Genomic DNA, 18,636 nt, shown 5'->3' on the forward strand with positions numbered 1-18,636 from the left:
GCCGATCGAGGGCTAGACGCGATCGGGCCACACCCGCTGCATCCAGGTGTACCCGTCACCGGTCAGTTCGGTGAAGCCGAACCTCGCGTAGAGGTCCTGTGCGTCGGCGGTCGCGAGCACGACGCGCTTGACGTCCATGGCGTCGAGGTCGGCCATGACGCGCTCCACGAGCCGCTTGCCCCAGCCCTGTCCGCGCAGGTCGGGGTCGACGTAGACGTCGGAGACCACCGCGAAGACGGTGCGGTCGGTGACAACGCGGGCGACGGCGACCTGGCGGCCGGAGGGCTCGTAGACGCCGTAGACGATCGAGTGCTCGACCGACCTCGCCACGCGCTCCTTGGAGCGCCCGACCGCCCAGTAGGTGTCGGTGGAGAGGACCTTGTGGATCCAGTCCAGGTCGAGGCGGTCGGGGTCGGTCGAGATCGTGCGGTCGTCCATCGGCGTCCTTCCGGAGGGTTCAGGCGGTCGCCTCGAGCCTCCCTCCGGTTCCCCTGCGTCGCAAATAGATTTCCATGAAGGCGAGGTTGAGGACGACCGAGGCGACGATCGAGCCGAGGTAGGCGTTGTCGAACAGCGCCTCGAAGTCGCCGCCGTAGTAGCCCTCCAGCAGCGGCAGCTGGGCGACGATGAACAGCCCCAGGTAGATCCGCAGCATCACCGCGGCGAAGGTCGCGGCCATGTTGCGCAGCATCCACCGCTCGTGCGCGGCGAAGTCGCGGGCGCGCACGGCCCGGTAGGCGCGCAGGGCCGAGTAGAACCAGAAGATGTCGAGCAGCGTGAAGGTGACGATCGCGATCGGCCCGGCCGTGGTCAGGACGGCGACCACGATCCCGGTGAGGCTGCCGGGGAGGATGCCGGCGAGCAGGTAGACGCGGCCGATGACGCGGTGGACCTTCGGGTGGTTGCGGCGGATCGAGCCGAAGAACTGGAAGGGGCCGACCAGGAGGGCGATCCCGGAGGTGACGGCGTGGACGACCAGGAACGGCAGGTGGATCGGCACGTTCTCGCGGATGCCGACGCGCGAGTCGGCGCCGGGGGCGAGGTAGGCGGGGACGAAGTAGAGGACGACGGCGACGCTGAGCACCGCGACGACGACCACGGCGACGCGCCTGCGCCGGGCCGGTTCGCGCCTCGGGGTGTCGAGGATGACGGACATGGGGTCTCCTGAGTGTGAGCGATACTATCGATAGTGAAACTATCATTGTTTTCGAAGGGCGGTCAACCGCGCTTCGGGTAAGAAGGACACATGCGAATCGGAGAGCTCAGCGCCAGGACCGGGGTCCCGGTCGCCACGATCAAGTACTACGTGCGCGAGGGTCTGCTCTCCGGAGGCGAGCGCCGCAGCCACAACCAGGTCGAATACGACGAGGAGCACGTGCGGCGGCTGCGGCTGGTGCGAGCGATGGTCGAGGTCGGGAGCCTGCCGATCGCCAAGGTGCGCGAGGTGCTGGCCGAGATCGAGGTCCCCGACCGCGGCCTGGACGGCACCCTGGGCGTGGCGAGTCGGGCGCTGTCGCAGCACCGCGAGCCGACCGGAGAAGTCGCCGAGGAGGACCTGGAGACGGCGCGGACGATCGTCGCGCGGCAGGGCTGGCACTCCGTTCCACCGGAGTACGGGCAGGTCAGGGCCCTGGCCGATGCGATCGGCCGGTTGCGGGAGCTCGGCCTGGCCGACATGGTCGACATGAGCGGCCAGTACGCGCGCGCGGCGGAGATGGTGGCCGAATTCGACCTCGGCCTGCTGGCGGCCCGCACCGACCGCGACGAGATCATCGAGGCGATGGTCGTCGGCACGGTGCTGGGCGACGCGATCTTCGGGGCCCTGCGGCGGATCGCCCAGGTGGAGATCTCGGGACGGACCTTCCAACGGGGCGAACGGCATCGGCATTCGACTTCCGAGGAATAGTCCTTAGAGGAATTACGTAACGCGACTGACGATGCCGGACCGTCCACTTTCATGCGGAAATGGCAATGTCTGCATTTGTCGGGTTATTGACTTCGCAAGTCGATTGGGTAGTTCTACGCTATTTACACGCACTCCGGTGACACGGCGGTAGAGGCCAAGCCTGCTCGACTCGAGACTTTGCCGCCATCACCAGGGGGCCGCCCGGCGACGTGGGGTAGCACGGGCGGCCGGCGGCGGGGCTCCACTTACCTGGCCTGGGGCCCCGCCGCGCGAAACGCGGGCGCGGAGCACAGGCGTGGAACGCCGGCCGCGCGAAAAGCGGGGGCGCTCGGCTCGGAGCCCTGCTCGTAAGCGCAGGCGTGAGGCGCCCGCATCCGGAAAATCGAGCGGTCCTGCTCCTCCACTGGCGACGGTGCCGATCCGGTCCCTACGATGGAGGGCAGCATCGTCTATCCGAGGAGTGCGATTCCCGTGGCCCTCAACTCGAACATGGTTCCGCTCGGCACCCCGGCGCCCGACTTCACGCTTCCCGACCTCGACGGCCGGCTCCGGTCGCTGTCCGATTTCGACGCGCCCTCGCTCCTGGTCGCGTTCGTGTGCAACCACTGCCCGTACGTCAAGCACATCGAGCAGACCCTCGGCGCCTTCACCACCGGGCAGGCGGACCTCGACGTGGTCGCCATCTGCGCCAACGACGCCGAGAACTACCCCGACGACGCCCCGGCCGGCCTCGCCGAGCAGGTCGCACGCGCGAACTGGACCTTCCCGTACCTGGTCGACCAGTCCCAGGAGGTCGCCCGCGCCTACAGCGCCGTGTGCACCCCCGACTTCTTCCTCTACGGGCCCGGCCGCGAACTCGCCTACCGCGGCGCGTTCGACGGCTCGACCCCCGGCAACGGCGTGCCCGTCACCGGCGAGTACCTGGCGGCAGCGATCGAGCTGGTCCGCAAGGGCGAGCCGGTCCCCGAGCCGCACTACCCCTCGACCGGCTGCGGCATCAAGTGGCGCACCAAATTAGACCAGGGCGCCCTCGCGCGCGACGATCCGGCCGTTCTTGACCACGAGCCTGCGCTCGGGGTGCTCCAGCACCGCCTCTGACGGGTTGCGCCCGGCCACGGCCACGAGGTCGGCGGCGTCGCCCACGGCGAGACCGTAGCCGTCGAGCTTGAGCAGGCGCGCGCCGCCGAACGTGGCCGCTTCGAGGGCCAGTTCGATGTCGGCGTCGCGGCTGAACCCGGCGTTGCGGGCGAACCACTGGGTGCGCTGGAGCAGGTCGCCGGTGCCGTAGGGGCTCCACAGGTCCCGCACACCGTCGTTGCCGAGCCCCATGGTCACGCCCGCCTCGTCGAGTTCGCGCAGCGGCAGGATCTGCCTGGGCGCCACCGAGGTCAGGCCGATCCGGAGCTCGGCGAGGTCGGCGATGAGCCGGGCGCGGACGGCCTCGCCCGCGTCGCAGAGCGCGAACGCGTGGCTGATGACGACCTTCCCGGCGTAGCCGAGGGCCCTGGTGCGCTCGATGATGAGGTCGAACTCGCGGACGCCGAGGTCGCCGCCGTCGTGAAGATGGATGTCGATCTCGGCGCCGTGCTTCTCGGCGAGGGCGAAGACGAGGTCGAGGTGCGCTTCGGCGTCGCCGTCGAACCCGCCCGGGTCGATGCCGCCGACGGTCTTCACACCCGCCCGCAGGGCCTCGTCCATGAGGTCGGCGGTGCCGGGGCTGGCGAGGATGCCGGTCTGCGGGAAGGCGACCAGTTCGACGTCGATGCGCCCGGCGAGGCGCTCGACGCCTTCGCGGACGGCCTCGACCGCGCCGATCCCGATGCCCGGATCGATGTCCACATGGGACCTGGCATGGGTGGTGCCGGAGACGACCATGTTGGTGAGCAGCGCGGTGATGAAGTCGGGGTTCGGGACGCCGAACTCGGCGCGGCGGTCGCGGCCGTAGGCGATGGCGGCGGCCAGGCCGGGCCCGGCGGTGCGCGGGACCCACGGGCCGCCCCAGAGGGTCTTGTCGACGTGCGCGTGGGCGTCGACCAGGCCGGGGATGAGGACGGCGCCGTCGAGGTCCTCGACGTGGGCGCCCTCGTCGGCGAGGGCCTCGCCCGCGGCACTGGGCCCGACGGCGCTGATGCGGCCCTCGGCGATGCGCAGGTCGGTGCGCCCTTCGCGGCCCCAGAGCCGGGCGTCGCGCAGCAGCAGGTCGGTCATGTGTCGATCCTTTCGCCTCAGGTTCCGCTCATAGCGGTATACCACTATGTTCGACGGTATACCGTTGACGGCGGTCCGGCCACCTGCCGGACCGGGGAGCGAGACGGGTCATGACCAGAGGCGAGCGGGTCTACCGGGCCCTGCGCGAGCGCATCGTCACCGCCGCGCTGCGGCCCGGCGAGCGGCTGATCGAGCGCGACCTCGCCGCGGAGTTCGACGTCTCCCGCATCCCGCTGCGGGAGGCCTTGCAGCGCTTGGCGGCCGACGGCCTGGTGACCGCGGTCCCCGGGCAGGGCAGCATCGTCACCGTGCCGACCCCGAAGGACATCGCGGACCTCTTCGACGTGCGCGCCGGACTCGAACCGCTCGCCGCCCGCCTCGCCGCCGCCAACGCCGGACCCGAGGCGCTGCGGCGGCTGCGCGCCGCCGTCGAGCCCCGCACCGACGACGAGGCGCTCGTGGACGCGAACGCCGAGTTCCACCGCGAACTCGTCGCCGCCGCCGGAAACCCGCTCCTCGCCCAGATCATGGGCCCCTTGGAGGCGAGGATGCGGTGGCTGTTCCACCTCACCTCGTTCGACCGCGCCGCCCGGCGCGACCCCGCCCGCCAGCGCGAGGAGCACCTGGAGCTGCTCGAAGCGCTCGAGGCGGGCGACGCGGACCGGGCCGCCGCGATCGCGTCGGCGCACCTGGAGGACGGCCGCGCCCCGACGCTCGAGGCGGCGCGGCGCTGGCAGTTGGCGGCGGTCGACGCGGTCGCGGCGACCAGGACGCGGCGCAGGCGCGCCTGACCGGCGGTCAGGGGGTCAGGACGGTCTTGCCGAGCAGTCGCCCGGCCGCGGCGCGGTCGTGGACGTCGGCGATCGCGGTGAGCGGGAGCCGTTCGGCCACTTCGACCGCGAGTTCTCCGGCGTCGACGAGGGCGGCGAGTTCGGCGAGCTGCGCCGCGTCCCAGCGCATCCGCACCTGTTCGACGCGCACGCCGCGTCCGGGTTCCCGCGGGCCGGGGGTGGTGGTGCTGGCGAGGACGCCGCCGTCGGCGACGAGGTCCACAAGCGCCGCGGTCTCCTCGGGGCCGTTGCGCACGAGGTGGAGCACGACGTCGAAGCGCTCGCCGGCGAGTGCGTCCTGCACGGGGGTGCGGGTGTAGTCGACGATCCGGTCGGCGCCGGCGGCTTCGACGCGGTCGCGGCTGCGGGGGCCGGCGGTGGCGGTGACGTGCGCTTCGGCGCGTTTGGCGAGGCGGACGGCGTGGCCGCCGACGCCGCCTCCGGCGCCGTTGATCAGCAGTCGCTGTCCGGCTTGGAGTTTCGCGAATTCGAACAGGGACTGCCAGGCGGTGAGCGCGGCGATGGGCAGTGCGGCGGCGTCGGGGAGCGGGACGGTGCGGGGCGCGGGGGCGAGGCTCGCCGCTTCTGCGGCGACGTATTCGGCGGCGGCGCCGGGGGCTTCCGGTGGGAGGACGGCGATGGCGGGGTCGCCGAGGTTCCAGCCGCTGACGCCTTCGCCGATTTCGGCGACGGTGCCGGAGACGTCGAGGCCGGGGGTGTGCGGGAATTCGATGGGGGCGAGTTCTCGGACGAATCCGGAGCGGATGGCGATGTCGAGGAAGTTGAACGAGGTGCCGGCGACTTGCAGGACCACTTGTCCCGCGGCGGCTCGGGGCTTCTCGGCGTCTTCGTGGGCGAGGACGCCGCTGTCGCCGTAGGAGTGGTAGCGCACTGCCTTCATGATGGCTCCTTCGAGAAAGTGCTTCGAGTTCGAAGCATATGACGAGCCTAGAGTGCTTTGAATTCGAAGCACAATGCTTTCGAGGGTGACGCTCCGCACATTGCTTCGGATTCGAAGCAGGTAAGTTCGACGGATGACCAAGCCCGACCTCGACGGCGTCCCCGGACTCGAACCCGAGCAACTGGAGACCTACTTCGCGCTCATGGAGGCCGTGAGCGTGCTCCAGCACCACGTCGAGCAGCAGGTCCGCGCCGACGGCGACCTGAGCACGGTCCAGTTCCAGCTCCTCGCGCGCCTCGCGGGCACCGGCGGGAGGCTGACGATGACGGAACTGGCCGACGGCGTGGTCTACAGCCGCAGCGGCCTGACCTACCAGGCGGGACTGCTCGAGAAGGCCGGCCTGGTCACCCGCGGCCCCAGCCCCGACGACGACCGGTCCACCCTGGTCACCATCACCGAAGCGGGCGTCGACCGGGTGAAGCGGATCCTGCCCGGACACGTCCAGGTCGCCCGCAGGCTGCTGTTCGAGCCGTTGACCGAGGAGGACATCCGCGAGCTCGGCGACATGATGGCGCGCGTGCGCGACCACATGCGGGCCCAGCCGCCCCGATCGGCCGCGCCCAGGAAGCGCCGCGCGTAAGCAGAAGCGGCGTTAACGCCACAGGTCGTGGAGGGCGATCTCCAGTTCGCCGAGCATGTTGCGCAGCAGCGGCATCGACAGTCCGATCACCGTGCCGGGATCGCCGTCGATGCGGTCGATGAACGCCGCGCCGTAGCCGTCGAGCGTGAACGAGCCGGCCACGTGCAGCGGCTCGCCCGTCGCCACATAAGCGGCGATCTCCTCATCGGAGACCTCGGCGAAGTGCACCTCGGTGCCCGAGGCCCGCAGGACCTGGCGGTCGGCGGCCGTGTCGATCAGGCAGTGCCCGGTGTAGAGCGTCCCCGAGTTGCCGCGCATCCGCTTCCAGCGCGAGGTCGCCTCCTCGGGCCCCTCGGGCTTGCCGAGGATCTCGTGCCCGAAGTGCAGCACCGAATCGCAGCCGAGCACCAGCGCGTCCGGGCCGACCAGGTCGAGCACCGCCCGCGCCTTCAACTCCGCGAGCGTGGAGGCCAACTCGGCCGGGTCCTCGCCCATGACGCGGCTCTCGTCCACGCCCGAGACGATCACCAAGGGCTCGATCCCCGCGGCCTTCAGGATCTCCCGCCGCGCCGGCGACTGCGAAGCGAGGACGAACGGACGGCTCAACGGTCCATCCCGCGCCGCGCCGGAACCGAGGCCTCGCGCCACGAACGGCGCACCCGCAGCTTCAGCCCCGGGTTCGACCACGCCGCGCGGCGGCCCGGCGCCTCGGACTCCTCCTCGGCGCGCGGCAGCGCCGTGATCAGACCGACGAGCGCCGCCAGCTCCTCGTCCGTGGGGTTGCCACGCAGGACCTTGAGCTCCAGACTCATCGCGCTGCTCCTCACCTGCGACACTGCGAGAGTGTCATTCCTCGTCGAAGTCGAATTCGCGGTGCACCCGCTCCCAGAAGCCGTCGCGGACCCAGATCCGCGCTTCGGGGTGGTCGCGTAGAGAGTATCCGAGTTCCTTCTCCGCTTCCACCAGCAGCTCCTTGTCGATGACCGTCGGCAGCTGCGGGCCGGGCAGCAGGTCGGCTATGTTGTCGGCGCCCCTGGTCAGCAGCCACTTGTGGCCCACGTACTCCCCCACCGAGCGCACCGTCTCGGGGTCGAGCTTCTCACCGGTCTGCGTGGTCCGCACGAACTTCGGCCGGGCCGACTCGGCCTGGGCCAGCGCATCCGCGGCGTTCATCGTGACCGCCACCGACTGGCGCTGGCCGAAGACGGCGGCGGGGCTGGGGACGCGCGGCTCCGGCTGCGTGATGGGCGCGCCGACCATGCTGTAGGTGGCCGCGGCGGCCGTGCCGCTCTTGGTGAAGTAGGCGCGCAGGTCCTCGGCCTCGATCGTCTCGACCGTGTCGGACTCCCACACCAGTCGCTCGGCCTGGTTGGTGCCGTACGGCGGCTCGACGCCCCACAGGTGCACGCGCACCCCGTAGGCCTGGGCGACCTCGACGGCCGGGACCATGTCCTCGTCGCCGGCCAGAAGGATGGCCTCGTGGACGGCGTGGTGGCGGGCGAGCAGTTCCAGGTCGGAGCGGATCTGCGCGTCGACGCCCTTCTGCTGGCCGCGCGAGTTGAGGTTGCCGAGGCGGACTTTGACGAATTCCATGTTGGCGATGACGCGCTGGTCGACGGTGGGCACGCGGTCGCGGGCGGCGTCGAACCAGTACAGGCGGAGCAGTTCGCCGTCGGAGAGGCGGTGGGCGGCGCGTTCGATGAGGGATTTGATGAGCTTCTCGGCGTCCACGCGGTAGTCGCGTCGGGAGGTGGCGTCGAGCAGGAGTTCCGCCGCCGCCGCGTAGAGGTACCCGACGTCGATCAATATGGCGTACCGCCGGGACGGCAACCCGGGCAGCATCCCTCCGATTGGTGTCATGGCCCACTCCCAACATCGGGCGGGACAATTCGTCCCGCTTCCCCCAGCTTAAGACGGTACCTGGATCGGACTCTCCGGATGGGAGTGGTGCACGCCGCTCTTCATGGCAATCCGGTTTCTCCCGGTAGCGGCCTCGGGCGCGATGCGGACGCGTGTGCGGCTCACCTGATCGGGTGAGCCGGGAGGATCGGGGCACGCCGAAGGCGGCGGGTCGCCCGCGGGCGGCCCGCCGCCTTCGCGGCGCCTAGAGCGGGATGTTGCCGTGCTTCTTGGCGGGCAGCTCGTCGCGCTTGGAGGCGTTCATGCGCAGGCCCCGCACGAGCATCGCGCGCGTCTCGCGCGGCTGGATGACCGCGTCGATGTAGCCGAGTTCGGCCGCGGTGTACGGGTTGTTGAGCTTCTCCTCGTACTCGGCCATGAGCTCGGCGCGCTTGGCCTGCTCGTCGTCGGCCTTGGCGAGGTCCCGGCGGTAGAGGATGTTGACCGCGCCCTGCGAGCCCATGACCGCGATCTCGGCGGTCGGCCACGCCAGGTTGAGGTCGGCGCCGACGCCCTTGGAGCCCATGACGCAGTACGCGCCGCCGTAGTCCTTGCGCGTGACGACCGTGAGCTTGGGGACGGTGGCCTCGGCGTAGGCGTAGATGAGCTTCGCGCCGCGGCGGATGATCCCGTCGTGCTCCTGCGAGGTGCCCGGGAGGAACCCGGGGACGTCCACGAAGGAGATGATCGGGATGTTGAAGGCGTCGCAGAAGCGGATGAACCGCGCGGCCTTCTCCGAGGCGTCGATGTCCAGGCACCCGGCGAAGTGCATCGGCTGGTTGGCGACCACGCCGACCGGGCGGCCGTCGAGGCGGCCGAAGCCGGTGAGGATGTTCTTGGCGAACAGCGACTGCGTCTCCAGGAACTCGCCCTCGTCGAGGACCGACTCGATCACCTTGTGCATGTCGTACGGCTGGTTCGCCGAGTCGGGGATGATCGTGTCGAGTTCGAGGTCGGTGGCCGTCAGGTCGAGCTCGAAGTCCTTCGACTCGTACGCGGGCGGCTCGTCGAGGTTGTTCGCGGGCAGGTACGACAGGAGGTGCTTGACGTACTCGAGCGCGTCCTCCTCGTCCGAGGCGAGGTAGTGGGCGTTGCCGGCCACCGCATTGTGCGTGCGCGCGCCGCCGAGCTCCTCCATGCCCACGTCCTCGCCGGTCACCGCGCGCACGACGTCGGGGCCGGTGATGAACATGTGGCTGGTCTGGTCGACCATCACCGTGAAGTCGGTGATCGCCGGGGAGTAGACCGCCCCGCCCGCGCACGGGCCCATGATGAGCGAGATCTGCGGGATCACGCCCGAGGCGCGCACGTTGCGGAAGAAGATGTCGGAGTAGCCGCCGAGGGAGGCCACGCCCTCCTGGATGCGGGCGCCGCCGGAGTCGGAGATGCCGATGATCGGGCGGCCGGTGCGCAGCGCGAGGTCCTGGATCTTGGTGATCTTCTCGCCCGAGACCTGCCCGAGCGAGCCGCCCAGGACCGTGAAGTCCTGCGCGAACACGCAGACCTCGCGGCCCTCGATGGTGCCGTAGCCGGTCACGACGCCGTCGCCGTACGGCCGGTTGGCCTCCATGCCGAAATTGGTGGAGCGGTGCCGCGTCAAAGCGTCGAGTTCGACGAACGACCCCTCGTCGAGCAGCTGCTCCAGGCGCTCGCGGGCGGTGCGCTTGCCCTTCTCGTGCTGCTTCTCGATCGCCCGGGGGTTCCCGGTGGCCGCTTCTGAGAGGCGCTCGGCCAGGTCGGCGAGCCGCCCGGCGGTCGTGTGGAAGTCGATGTCGGTCACGCTTCGGATCGTATCGGCCCGCGCGGTGGCTACGCTATGTGCGTGAGCACACCGATGAGAAAGCCACTGGACCGGCACGTCCTCTGGTCGCTGTTGTCGGAGAAGTCCGACTTCTGGACCGAGGTCGATGTGGTGGAGGTCACCGGGTCGACGAACGCGGACCTCGCCGCGGCAGCCAAGCACGGCGCGGGCGAGGGCCGAGTCCTCATCGCCGAGTCGCAGACCCAGGGGCGCGGGCGCCTCGACCGGCAGTGGACGAGCCCCGCCGGAGCCGGACTGACGATGTCGTTCCTGCTGCGCCCCACCGCCCGCCGCGAGCAGTGGGGCACCCTGAGCCTGGCAACGGCGGTGGCGCTGGAGGAGACGCTCCGGGCCGTCTGCGGCGTCCACGCGAAGCTCAAGTGGCCCAACGACGCGCTGATCGAGGACCGCAAGGTCTGCGGCATCCTCGCGCAGGTCGAGGGGAGCGCGGTGATCATCGGCGTCGGGCTCAACGTCTCCCTCACCGAGGAGGAGCTGCCGGTCCCCGAGGCCACCTCGCTGCGCCTCGCCGGGGCGACCACGCTCGACCGCGAGGAGATCGCCGCGAGCTTCCTCGCCCACTTCGCGGCCGTCTACCGGAGCTGGGAGGAGCGCGGCCCGGCCTCGGCGATCGAGCGCTGGCGCCGAAACTCCGCCACGATCGGGCGGCACGTCGCGGTATCGTTCCCGAACGGCCGCAAGCTTTCCGGGCGAGCGGTCGGCATCGACGCCGACGGCTGCCTCAAGATCGACCCCGGAGACGGCGCGGTGGAGACGGTCGCCGCGGGCGACATCGTCCACCTGAGGCCGCAGGACTGAGCGTTCGCAGGCCCGGACGACCGCAGGACTGCGCTTCGCGACCGCGACGGGGCAGAAGGGACCGAGGGGTGGCGCATTGACCGACCGGACGCACAGCGAAGGCGAGCGCCCCGGCACCCGGCGGACGCCGATCGGGCTCGACGCCGACGCCGAACGCCTGTACCGGCTCCTGCTGTCCAAGGCCGACGCCTCCGTGTCGCAGCTCGCGACCGAGTCGGGCCAGGACCCCGACCGCGTCCACGAGGCGCTCATGGGCCTGGTCGAGGCCGGATTCGCCGTCATGTGCGCCGACGCGCGCTTCCGCGCGATCGGCCCCGACACCGTCCTGGGCGGGCGCATCGCCGCGCAGCTCGGCGACGTCCTCGGCGAATACGAGACGCTGCGCGAACTGCTCGAGATCCACCGGGCCGGGCCCGGGTCCGGCGGCAGCGGCGGCGAGCAGGGCCACTGGGAGATCGTGACCGGCCCGGCCGCGATCCGCTCGCGCCTGCGGGGCCTCAAGGCCGCGGCCGAGCGCAGCATCCGCACCTTCGTGCGGCCCCCGATGGTCCTGCCCGTCCCCGAGGCGCAGCTCCACCTCGACCTCCAGGCGCGCGGGGTGAGCCACCGGCTCCTGTTCGACCGGGCCGTGCTCGACGTCGACCCCTACGCCGACTACCTGCGCCACGCGCTGTCCTCGGGCGACGAGGTGCGCTTCGCCAAGCGGCTGCCGCTGAAACTCGTGATCGTGGACGAGCGGACCACGGTGATCGAGGTGCCCGGGTCCGGGCGGCCGAAGACGATCATCACCGAGAACCGGTCCATCGTGGAACTCGCGGGAGCGCTCTTCGAGCAGTTGTGGCTCACCGGCGTACCGGCCACCTCGGCCGGCGCTCCGAAGCGGATCGACCAGGACGACGCGGTCCTGCTCGGGCTGCTCATCGCCGGGCTCACCGACCAGTCCATCGCCTCGCGCCTGGGCATCGGGCTGCGCACCGTGCAGCGGCGCGTGCGCGAGCTCATGGACCTGGCGGATGTGGACACCCGCATCCAGCTCGGCTGGCACGCGGCCAAGAACGGCTGGGTCCCTTAGCAAGGCGCGCGCGCAGGTGACCGCGGCAATCGTGGACCGCGTGCCGGTGCCGCCGTGTTGTACTGTGCTTTTGAACTACAGTGCTTTTGAACAATCGCACCGCCCCCGCCCGTTTCTCACTCCTGGAGGTCCGCAGTGGGATATCCCGACGACCAGCTCGCCCGCGGCGAAGAGGTCAAGCTGCACACCCATCCGCACTGGAAGGAAGGCGTCGGCCCCGTCCTGTGGTTCGTGGTCTTCCTCGCCATCGGCGCCATCGCCATCACCTACACGTCCCGGATCGACTGGAGCGGGACGATCTGGCTGATCCTCGCCGAGGTCGTCATCTTCATCGCCCTCCTCCTCTGGCTCTCGGTGATCCCGCTGATCCGCTGGCGCTCGACCCACTACGTGATCACCGACCAGCGCGTCATGTGGCGCGACGGCCTCGTGACCCGCGAGAGCCGCCACATCCCGCTCGCCCGCGTCAACACCGTCTCCTACACGCAGAACGTGTGGGAGCGGATCTTCGGCTTCGGCGACATGCACATCGACTCGGCCTCCGACGACGGCGAGATCAAGCTCATCGACGTCCCGAAGGTCGACAAGACCAAGGCCCTGCTGTACCAGCTCGCCGAGGACGACCGCTCCCGCCGCGCCGGCGCCTCCGGCGACGGGACCTGATCCCGCAACGCACCGAGAAGCCCGCGCGGTCGAGGACCGAGCGGGCTTCGTCGTATGCGGCGGGCCTCAGCCCGCGGGGGCCTCGGCGAGCTTCGGGTGGCGGAACACCCAGGTGCGGTAGGCGAAGAAGCGGAAGACCGTGGCGAGGCCGACGCCGAAGAAGTTCGCGGCGAGGTTCTTCGCGATCGCCGTGTCGAAGTACTGCGGCCAGACCGTGGCGAGGCCGTTGTTGGCCCACAGGCAGCCGAGCGCGATGAGCAGGCCGATCCCGTTGAACAGGAAGTACAGGGCGTACTGGCGGTGGGCCGCGGCGCTGCCGCGCCGGTCGCGCCAGGTCCAGTGCCGGTTCCCGGCGAAGGCGACCGTGGTCGCGATGATCGTCGAGACGATCTTCGCACTCCAGTCCGACCAGTCGAAGCCGAGGAACAGCAGGTTGAACAGGCCGATGTCGATCACGTAGGCGGTCCCGCCGACGCCGGCGAACCGGACCAGCTCCCCGGCGTGGCGCCTGGCGAGGCCGACGACGCGCGGGAGGAGGCCGCTGCGGGCCGGGGGCGGGGTCTCGATCGTGGTGGACATCAAGCGCCAGCCTACCCGTTCGGCCGCTTTCCCGACAGCGTCGAGCGGCCGCGGATTCGGGACGGGAACCGGTCCCGTCCCAGCTCGTGAGAGGGTCGTCCGGGTTCAGCCGCTCCTCGGCGCGGCGACGGCGACCACGCCGACGATGAACGGATCGTTCCCGCGTTCGATGCTGATCGCCTCGCGGTCGCCCGCGCGGGACCGGTGCACGCGGACGTCCACGCCGAACGCGTACCAGCGCGGATTCTCGACCGCCCCGTTCGCGACGCAGCTCGCGGCCTCGCCGAGCGACTGCCCGCCGACGCCGATGCCGTCGCCGCGGCTGGCGGCCGAACCGCCCCACAGGGTCGCGGCGATGTCGACCTCGCCGCCGGTCTCGACGCGGATCTCGGTGTCGGCCGCGGCGGCGCCGTCGTAGACGGCGACCTCCTTCGGCTCGGCGCCCGGTTCGGCGTAGACGACCGTGAGGGACCAGCCGGCCCAGCGCCGATCGAGGCACTTCGCGGCCGGGTCGATCGGCCAGTGCGCGCATTCGGAGGTCGGCAACTGGTGGTTGTCGGTCGAGACCCAGTACGCGCCGCCGCCGGAGACGAGGTTCGTGACCTCGACGAACGCCTGCGTGCCCCCTTTCGGGAAGCGCTGGGAGGCGGCGCTGAGGTCGGTCCAGCTCCCGCCCGGTCCGGCCAGGGAGACGTCCGTCGGCAGGTCGTCGCGGGAGCCGGCCCAGTACAGGCCGGCCCATTGGACCTTCGCGCCGGAGGGGATCTCCAGGTACGCGCCGGAGACGGCGTCGCCTTCGCGGCCGGCGGGTGCGCCCGCGGGCTTGTAGGCCTTCATCGGCCAGCGGTCGCCGCCGCCGAGGAGCGCGAGGTCGCGGCAGCCGGGGACCGAGCAGGTCAGCCAGGTGTTCCCGGAGGCGGTGACGCCGGTGGCGTCGACGCTGGCGTAGCCGACCTCGCTGCCGGCCGGGGCGATCGGGATCTGGAGCGAGGTGGTGCCGCTGATGCCCGGGCCCTTCACGGTGACCTCGAAGGTCTGGTAGCCGCTGACCTCGGCGCCGATGGTGATGCGCAGCAGCGCTTCGGCGGGGCTCGGCATCTGGGCGATCGAGCAGTGGACGACCGCGTCGCCTTCGGTGCAGGTCCAGCCGGGTTCGGCGGACTCGGAGGCGAGGGCGATCCCCGGGGGGAGGGTGACGTCGAGGGTCACGCGTTCGGTGGTCGCGGCCTGGCCGCGGCGCTCGGTGGCGGACTCGGTGATCGGTTCGGCCGGTCCGGATTCGGCGGGCCGCTCGGCGAGCGGCGCGTAGCCGCCACCGGAGCCGCCGGGCGATTCGAGCCGGATCGGCAGGACCGCTTCGCCGCCGGCGACCAGACCGCTGGTGCCGAGGCCGTGCGCGATCGCGTAGGCGGCCGGAGCGGGCTCGTCAGGCGGGGCGTCTTCGGGAGCCGGGTCGTCCGGGGCGGGGTCGTCGGGGTCCGGTACGGGATCGGCCGGGTCCGGTTCGGGGTCGTCGGGGGGCACGACGGGGCCGGGCCGCTCGGGCTCGGGTTCGGCCTCCTGCTCCTCGTCGGCGGGCTGGACGATCGTCTCCTCGGGGAGGGCCTGCGGCGGCTCCTCCTCTTCCTCGCCGCCGGAGAGGGCGAAGACGGTGACCGCGACGGCCACCGCGACGGCGGTGCCGGTCGCGATGCTGCCCTTGGTGCCGAGCTGCTGGACGACTCTCCTGACCCAGTTGAAGGCGAGCTTGAAGGGGGCGAACACGGCCGCGAGGAAGCCGCCGACGGCGAGACCGGCCGCCGAGACCGTGCCCGCCGCGAGGTACGGCACCGCCGCACCGCCGAGGAACACCCCGGCGACCACGCCGCGCAGGCCCGAGTTCAACTCGGTGAGCTCGGCGAAGAGCAGGTTGCAGGTGACGCACGAGTCGAGGTGGTCGTCCACCTTCATCGCGTCGCGCTCGCCGAGCTTGCCGCGCACGCGCGCGCCGAGGCGGTCCACCGTCCAGCGGCACTCCTCGCGCGGGGCGTCGGCCGCGTGCTCGGTGAGGTAGTTCTGCCGCAGCTTCTCGCGGGCGCGGTAGGCCAGCGCGGAGACCCCGTTGGGGGTCATGCCGAGCATGGTGGCGATCTTGGCCGGGGAGTCCTCCTCGACCTCGGTGTGCCACAGGACCATCCGCCAGCGCTCGGGGAGCTTGCCGAAGGCGAGCGCGGCGTAGCGGCGCTCCTGGCCCTCGACGGCGGGGTCGACGAAGATCTCGCCGGAGTCGTGCGGGGTGAGGTCGTCGGTGAACTCGACGCGCTTGTCGCGGCGGATCCGGTCGTAGAAGGTGTTGCGGAGGGTCTGGAGCATGTAGGGGCGGAAGGCCAGGTCGGGGCCGCCGCCTTCGCGGAAAGTGTGGAGGAGTTTCGCGAAGGCCTCGGAGACGAGGTCGTCGGCGCCGGCGGGGTCCTTGGAGAGGATGCGGGCGAGGCGCCGGGCGGCGTGGACGTGGCGTTCGTAGAGGACGGCGTAGGCGGTGGTGTCGCCGCCGCGGGTGGCGGCGATGAGTTCGGGGTCCGAGCGGGTCTCGGGGGTGTCCTGGGGGTGCCGATCCAATCCTGGTTCGACGCGATGGGGATCGCCGGCGGGTACGGTCTCGGGCATGGTTCGCCGGTGCTCCTTCCTGGTTGCGCCGAGCTCGTACCATCGGGGGGCTCGGTTCGTGCTCGCGGGCGAGGTGTCTCGATCTTCTCGGGGGAGGAGTTCTCGATGTCTCCCTTGGGTTAACGATCGAGCGCGCCTCAGGTTGCGCTTGTCGGGCGGTCCTGGTCCGCGGGCAGTCGCGAACTGGACATTGCAGCGAGTTTAGGGCAAAAGCCAGGCATAACCGTGAATTGTGATGTGATTGTGACCAGGTGTGATGGTATTGGGACTTCGCGACCTGGTTCCAGGCAACTGTCGGAAATACGTCAGGCCATTGCGTAGCGTGGGGGAACACGCGCGGCGGCGTGAACGACGCAGAGGAGGTGTGCGATGCCCGCATCGGTCCTACTGGCGCTTCTGGCCGCCACGGCCCTGCTGGCGCTGACCCCGGCGCTGGTGCGCCGCTACGACTCGGACGAGCGCATGATCGCCGACCGGGCCTCGTCGGACGCGCGGGTGCTCGCCCGCGAGGCCCACCGGCCGTCGCGCCCGGCCTCGCACAAGACCGCCGATCTGGGTGAGCCGGACATTCCCATCGAGGATCTGCTTGCGGGGCAAGAGGTTCCGGAGACGTCGGGCGCGCGCGGGTGGGAGCGGCGCGGCAATCGCCGCGGGGACTCGGTACGGTTGGAGACCGACCAGTCGTTGACCGGCGAGGACCCCGAGATGCACGAGCAGGCCAGGCTCCGGCAGATGCGCGCCGAGTGGTGGCGGCGCCGCCACCGCCGCATCCTCTACGTGCTCATCGCGCTGACCGTGCTCGAACTCGTGGGCGTCATCGTCGCCGGTCCCGGTTTCTGGTTCGGAGCGGGTCTGGCGGTGCTGGCCCTGGGCGGCTACGTGTACTTCCTGCGCGAGCGGGCGAAGCGGATGCGGCGCCCGGTGCCGAAGGCGATGATCACGGCCGAGCCCGAGCACACCGAGGTCGGCCCGCCGATGTACGTGCCCGAGCAGCCCGACGGCGACGACGCGGACGAGGAGCCGCGCGAGTCGTACCTGTTCGAGAACGGCAGTCTGCACGACGAGCCGGCCGCGCCGCCGCGGCCGGACCCGAGGCGCCCGGACGGGCCCGCGGGGGTGCGCGGGCGCTCCTATGAGGCGCCGGCGAAGCTCGAACGCTGAACCTGACGCCCGCCGGTCGCGCCCTCGCGGCGCGCCCGGCGGGCTTTTCGGTGCGCTCCCGCGCCGGTCGGTCCGTGAGCGCCGGTGCGGCTAGACTTGCGCGGTTATGCCTGATGAGCCATCGCAGCACCGCCACATCCTGACCTTCAACTTCCGTCAGGGACGCAACAAGCCCCGCCACGACGAGTCGTTCGCGGCCCACTGGCCGCGCTACGGCCTGGAGTGGGCGCCAGGCGAGGGCCGGATCGACTTCGCGAAGACCTTCGGCCGCGAGGCGCCGGTGGTCCTGGAGATCGGCTCGGGCAACGGCGAGGCGGCCGCGGCGATGAGCGCGGCCGACCGGGGCCGCGACCTCCTCGCCGTCGAGGTCTACCCGCAGGGCATCGCCGACCTCATGGACCGCGCCGAGGAGCGCGGCGTGGAGAACCTGCGGATCTACCAGGGGGACGCGCTGCCGCTGCTGTGGGAGGCGATCGAGCCGGAGTCGCTGGACGAGATCCGGGTGTACTTCCCCGACCCGTGGCCGAAGAAGCGCCACCACAAGCGCCGCATCATCCAAACCGAGCACGTGAAGACGATGAGCGGACTGCTGCGCCCCGGCGGGGTGATCCACTGCGCCACGGACATCGCCGACTACGCCGAGCAGATGCTCGAAGTGTTGACGGCCGAACCGGCCCTGGAGAACACGGCCGAAGGCTACGCCGCCCGCCCCGATCACCGCCCGGTCACCAAATTCGAACGCCGAGGCGTCAAGGCCGGAAGGCAGATCTTCGACCTGGTCTTCCGCAAACGCTGACACTACCCCTCCATAAATGCGATGTATGATGTCTGCATACATCATCAACATTCGGAGGCGGTCATGTCCATTACACAGATCGATCTGAACGACGAAGCGCTCCAGAGGGCCATGGACCTGATGGGGACCAAGACCAAGAAGGAAACGGTCAATACGGCCCTCGTGGAATACGTGGAGCGCATGGAGCGGCTGAAGGCCGCGGAATGGCTGTACGAGCAAGGCCGCCAAGGGGTCTTCGATGCGGCCGCAGAGGCTCATGACGCCGCGAAGAAGGCGTGGAAAGACGCTATCCAGTGATCGACGGATACCTCCTCGACAGCTCCGCGCTCTGGCATCTCTTCAGGAACGCCAAGGCGCTCGAAGCCTGGCACGAGGGCATCGCCGCCGGGCTTTTCCGGGCTTGCGAAGCTACGCGAACCGAGATCTTGTATTCCGCGACGAGTTCGGCCCATCGCGACGAGATGATCGAACGGCTCGACCAGTTCTGCAAGCCCGCTCCAGTGCCGAAACATGCTTGGCGATGGGTGGAGACGACTCAGTACCGCTTGACGCAACAGGGATTGCACCGATCGGCCGACGTCGTGGACCTCCTCATCTGTGCGACCGCAGTGCATCACGGACTGACCGTGCTCCATGTCGACAACGACTTCCGCGCCGTCGCCTCGGTCGTACCAGAACTCCGTGAACGGGACGTCCGCCCCCTCTAGGTCGAGCC

At 70.6% G+C, this 18,636-nt stretch carries 21 protein-coding genes; 11 read left to right on the forward strand and 10 right to left on the reverse strand.

The genetic code is table 11. The features are described 5' to 3' along the window. Positions 1-12: 12 nt before the first annotated feature. Both IF12_RS0105470 and IF12_RS0105475 read right to left on the reverse strand, forming a co-directional pair. The gene (locus tag IF12_RS0105470; protein WP_030155457.1) at positions 13-438 is read right to left on the reverse strand and encodes a GNAT family N-acetyltransferase; all 426 of its coding nucleotides are present in this window, start codon (positions 436-438) and stop codon (positions 13-15) included. Between the two features lie 19 nt (positions 439-457). Then, positions 458-1,156, reverse strand: a complete 699-nt coding sequence (locus IF12_RS0105475; RefSeq protein ID WP_030155459.1) for a DUF2306 domain-containing protein — start codon at positions 1,154-1,156, stop codon at positions 458-460. Between the two features lie 90 nt (positions 1,157-1,246). Here IF12_RS0105475 and IF12_RS0105480 point away from each other — a divergent pair, with 90 nt between their 5' ends. Together IF12_RS0105480 and IF12_RS0105490 are read left to right on the forward strand one after the other, a co-directional pair. Further along, a complete protein-coding gene (locus IF12_RS0105480) occupies positions 1,247-1,906 on the forward strand; it encodes a MerR family transcriptional regulator (protein WP_030155462.1) in 660 nt (219 codons plus the stop codon). Positions 1,907-2,377: 471 nt separating this feature from the next. Beyond that, on the forward strand, positions 2,378-3,004 hold the full coding sequence (locus IF12_RS0105490; protein WP_081913226.1) for a thioredoxin family protein: 627 nt from the start codon (positions 2,378-2,380) through the stop codon (positions 3,002-3,004). Here IF12_RS0105490 and IF12_RS0105495 read toward each other — a convergent pair. Continuing rightward, positions 2,921-4,114, reverse strand: a complete 1,194-nt coding sequence (locus IF12_RS0105495) for an amidohydrolase (RefSeq protein WP_030155467.1) — start codon at positions 4,112-4,114, stop codon at positions 2,921-2,923. The genes IF12_RS0105490 and IF12_RS0105495 overlap by 84 nt on opposite strands. Positions 4,115-4,224: 110 nt before the next feature. On the opposite strand from IF12_RS0105495, the gene IF12_RS0105500 reads away from it, so the two are divergent. Then, on the forward strand, positions 4,225-4,905 hold the full coding sequence (locus IF12_RS0105500; RefSeq protein ID WP_030155469.1) for a GntR family transcriptional regulator: 681 nt from the start codon (positions 4,225-4,227) through the stop codon (positions 4,903-4,905). A gap of 7 nt (positions 4,906-4,912) precedes the next feature. Here IF12_RS0105500 and IF12_RS0105505 read toward each other — a convergent pair whose 3' ends face one another. Next, complete coding sequence (locus IF12_RS0105505; RefSeq protein WP_030155472.1) at positions 4,913-5,845, reverse strand: NADP-dependent oxidoreductase; 933 nt, start codon at positions 5,843-5,845, stop codon at positions 4,913-4,915. 133 nt (positions 5,846-5,978) lie between these two features. On the opposite strand from IF12_RS0105505, the gene IF12_RS0105510 reads away from it, so the two are divergent. Next, positions 5,979-6,485: a MarR family winged helix-turn-helix transcriptional regulator gene (locus IF12_RS0105510; RefSeq protein WP_030155475.1), complete on the forward strand. Its 507-nt coding sequence runs from the start codon at positions 5,979-5,981 to the stop codon at positions 6,483-6,485. A 12-nt stretch (positions 6,486-6,497) separates the two neighbouring features. Here the strand turns inward: IF12_RS0105510 and IF12_RS0105515 are convergent, their stop codons facing one another. The 4 genes from IF12_RS0105515 to IF12_RS0105530 form a co-directional block, all read right to left on the reverse strand. Next, the gene (locus tag IF12_RS0105515) at positions 6,498-7,091 is read right to left on the reverse strand and encodes a nucleoside triphosphate pyrophosphatase (protein ID WP_030155478.1); all 594 of its coding nucleotides are present in this window, start codon (positions 7,089-7,091) and stop codon (positions 6,498-6,500) included. Continuing rightward, positions 7,088-7,297, reverse strand: a complete 210-nt coding sequence (locus IF12_RS0105520; protein ID WP_030155481.1) for an acyl-CoA carboxylase subunit epsilon — start codon at positions 7,295-7,297, stop codon at positions 7,088-7,090. The genes IF12_RS0105515 and IF12_RS0105520 overlap by 4 nt, the downstream gene beginning before the upstream one ends. A 34-nt stretch (positions 7,298-7,331) precedes the next feature. Continuing rightward, complete coding sequence (locus tag IF12_RS0105525; protein ID WP_030155483.1) at positions 7,332-8,345, reverse strand: NYN domain-containing protein; 1,014 nt, start codon at positions 8,343-8,345, stop codon at positions 7,332-7,334. Positions 8,346-8,589: 244 nt separating this feature from the next. Continuing rightward, on the reverse strand, positions 8,590-10,173 hold the full coding sequence (locus IF12_RS0105530; protein WP_030155486.1) for an acyl-CoA carboxylase subunit beta: 1,584 nt from the start codon (positions 10,171-10,173) through the stop codon (positions 8,590-8,592). Between the two features lie 33 nt (positions 10,174-10,206). Between IF12_RS0105530 and IF12_RS0105535 the strand changes: the two genes are divergently transcribed. From IF12_RS0105535 to IF12_RS0105545, 3 genes are all read left to right on the forward strand, one after another. Then, positions 10,207-11,004 carry a biotin--[acetyl-CoA-carboxylase] ligase gene (locus IF12_RS0105535; RefSeq protein WP_166659624.1) on the forward strand — a complete coding sequence of 266 codons (798 nt, stop codon included), beginning with the start codon at positions 10,207-10,209 and terminating at the stop codon, positions 11,002-11,004. Positions 11,005-11,080: 76 nt separating this feature from the next. Further along, the gene (locus tag IF12_RS23795) at positions 11,081-12,076 is read left to right on the forward strand and encodes a hypothetical protein (RefSeq protein ID WP_051704000.1); all 996 of its coding nucleotides are present in this window, start codon (positions 11,081-11,083) and stop codon (positions 12,074-12,076) included. 135 nt (positions 12,077-12,211) lie between these two features. Beyond that, positions 12,212-12,739: a PH domain-containing protein gene (locus IF12_RS0105545; RefSeq protein ID WP_051704001.1), complete on the forward strand. Its 528-nt coding sequence runs from the start codon at positions 12,212-12,214 to the stop codon at positions 12,737-12,739. A 66-nt stretch (positions 12,740-12,805) separates the two neighbouring features. Here IF12_RS0105545 and IF12_RS22690 read toward each other — a convergent pair whose 3' ends face one another. Continuing rightward, positions 12,806-13,318: a GtrA family protein gene (locus tag IF12_RS22690; protein ID WP_051704002.1), complete on the reverse strand. Its 513-nt coding sequence runs from the start codon at positions 13,316-13,318 to the stop codon at positions 12,806-12,808. 105 nt (positions 13,319-13,423) lie between these two features. Then, the gene (locus IF12_RS23800; protein WP_081913228.1) at positions 13,424-15,964 is read right to left on the reverse strand and encodes a sigma-70 family RNA polymerase sigma factor; all 2,541 of its coding nucleotides are present in this window, start codon (positions 15,962-15,964) and stop codon (positions 13,424-13,426) included. A 369-nt stretch (positions 15,965-16,333) separates the two neighbouring features. On the opposite strand from IF12_RS23800, the gene IF12_RS23805 reads away from it, so the two are divergent. The 4 genes from IF12_RS23805 (at position 16,334) to IF12_RS0105575 (ending at position 18,628) form a co-directional block, all read left to right on the forward strand. Continuing rightward, positions 16,334-17,125: a hypothetical protein gene (locus IF12_RS23805; protein WP_051704004.1), complete on the forward strand. Its 792-nt coding sequence runs from the start codon at positions 16,334-16,336 to the stop codon at positions 17,123-17,125. A gap of 106 nt (positions 17,126-17,231) precedes the next feature. Beyond that, complete coding sequence (gene trmB / locus IF12_RS0105565) at positions 17,232-17,921, forward strand: tRNA (guanosine(46)-N7)-methyltransferase TrmB (protein ID WP_030155505.1); 690 nt, start codon at positions 17,232-17,234, stop codon at positions 17,919-17,921. 63 nt (positions 17,922-17,984) lie between these two features. Beyond that, entirely contained in the window at positions 17,985-18,218 is a 234-nt protein-coding gene (locus tag IF12_RS0105570) for a type II toxin-antitoxin system VapB family antitoxin (protein WP_030155508.1), read from the forward strand. Next, positions 18,218-18,628: a PIN domain-containing protein gene (locus tag IF12_RS0105575; protein WP_030155511.1), complete on the forward strand. Its 411-nt coding sequence runs from the start codon at positions 18,218-18,220 to the stop codon at positions 18,626-18,628. The genes IF12_RS0105570 and IF12_RS0105575 overlap by 1 nt, the downstream gene beginning before the upstream one ends. Positions 18,629-18,636 lie beyond the last annotated feature (8 nt).

This window comes from Glycomyces sp. NRRL B-16210, assembly GCF_000719515.1.
GTDB lineage: Bacteria > Actinomycetota > Actinomycetes > Mycobacteriales > Micromonosporaceae > Glycomyces.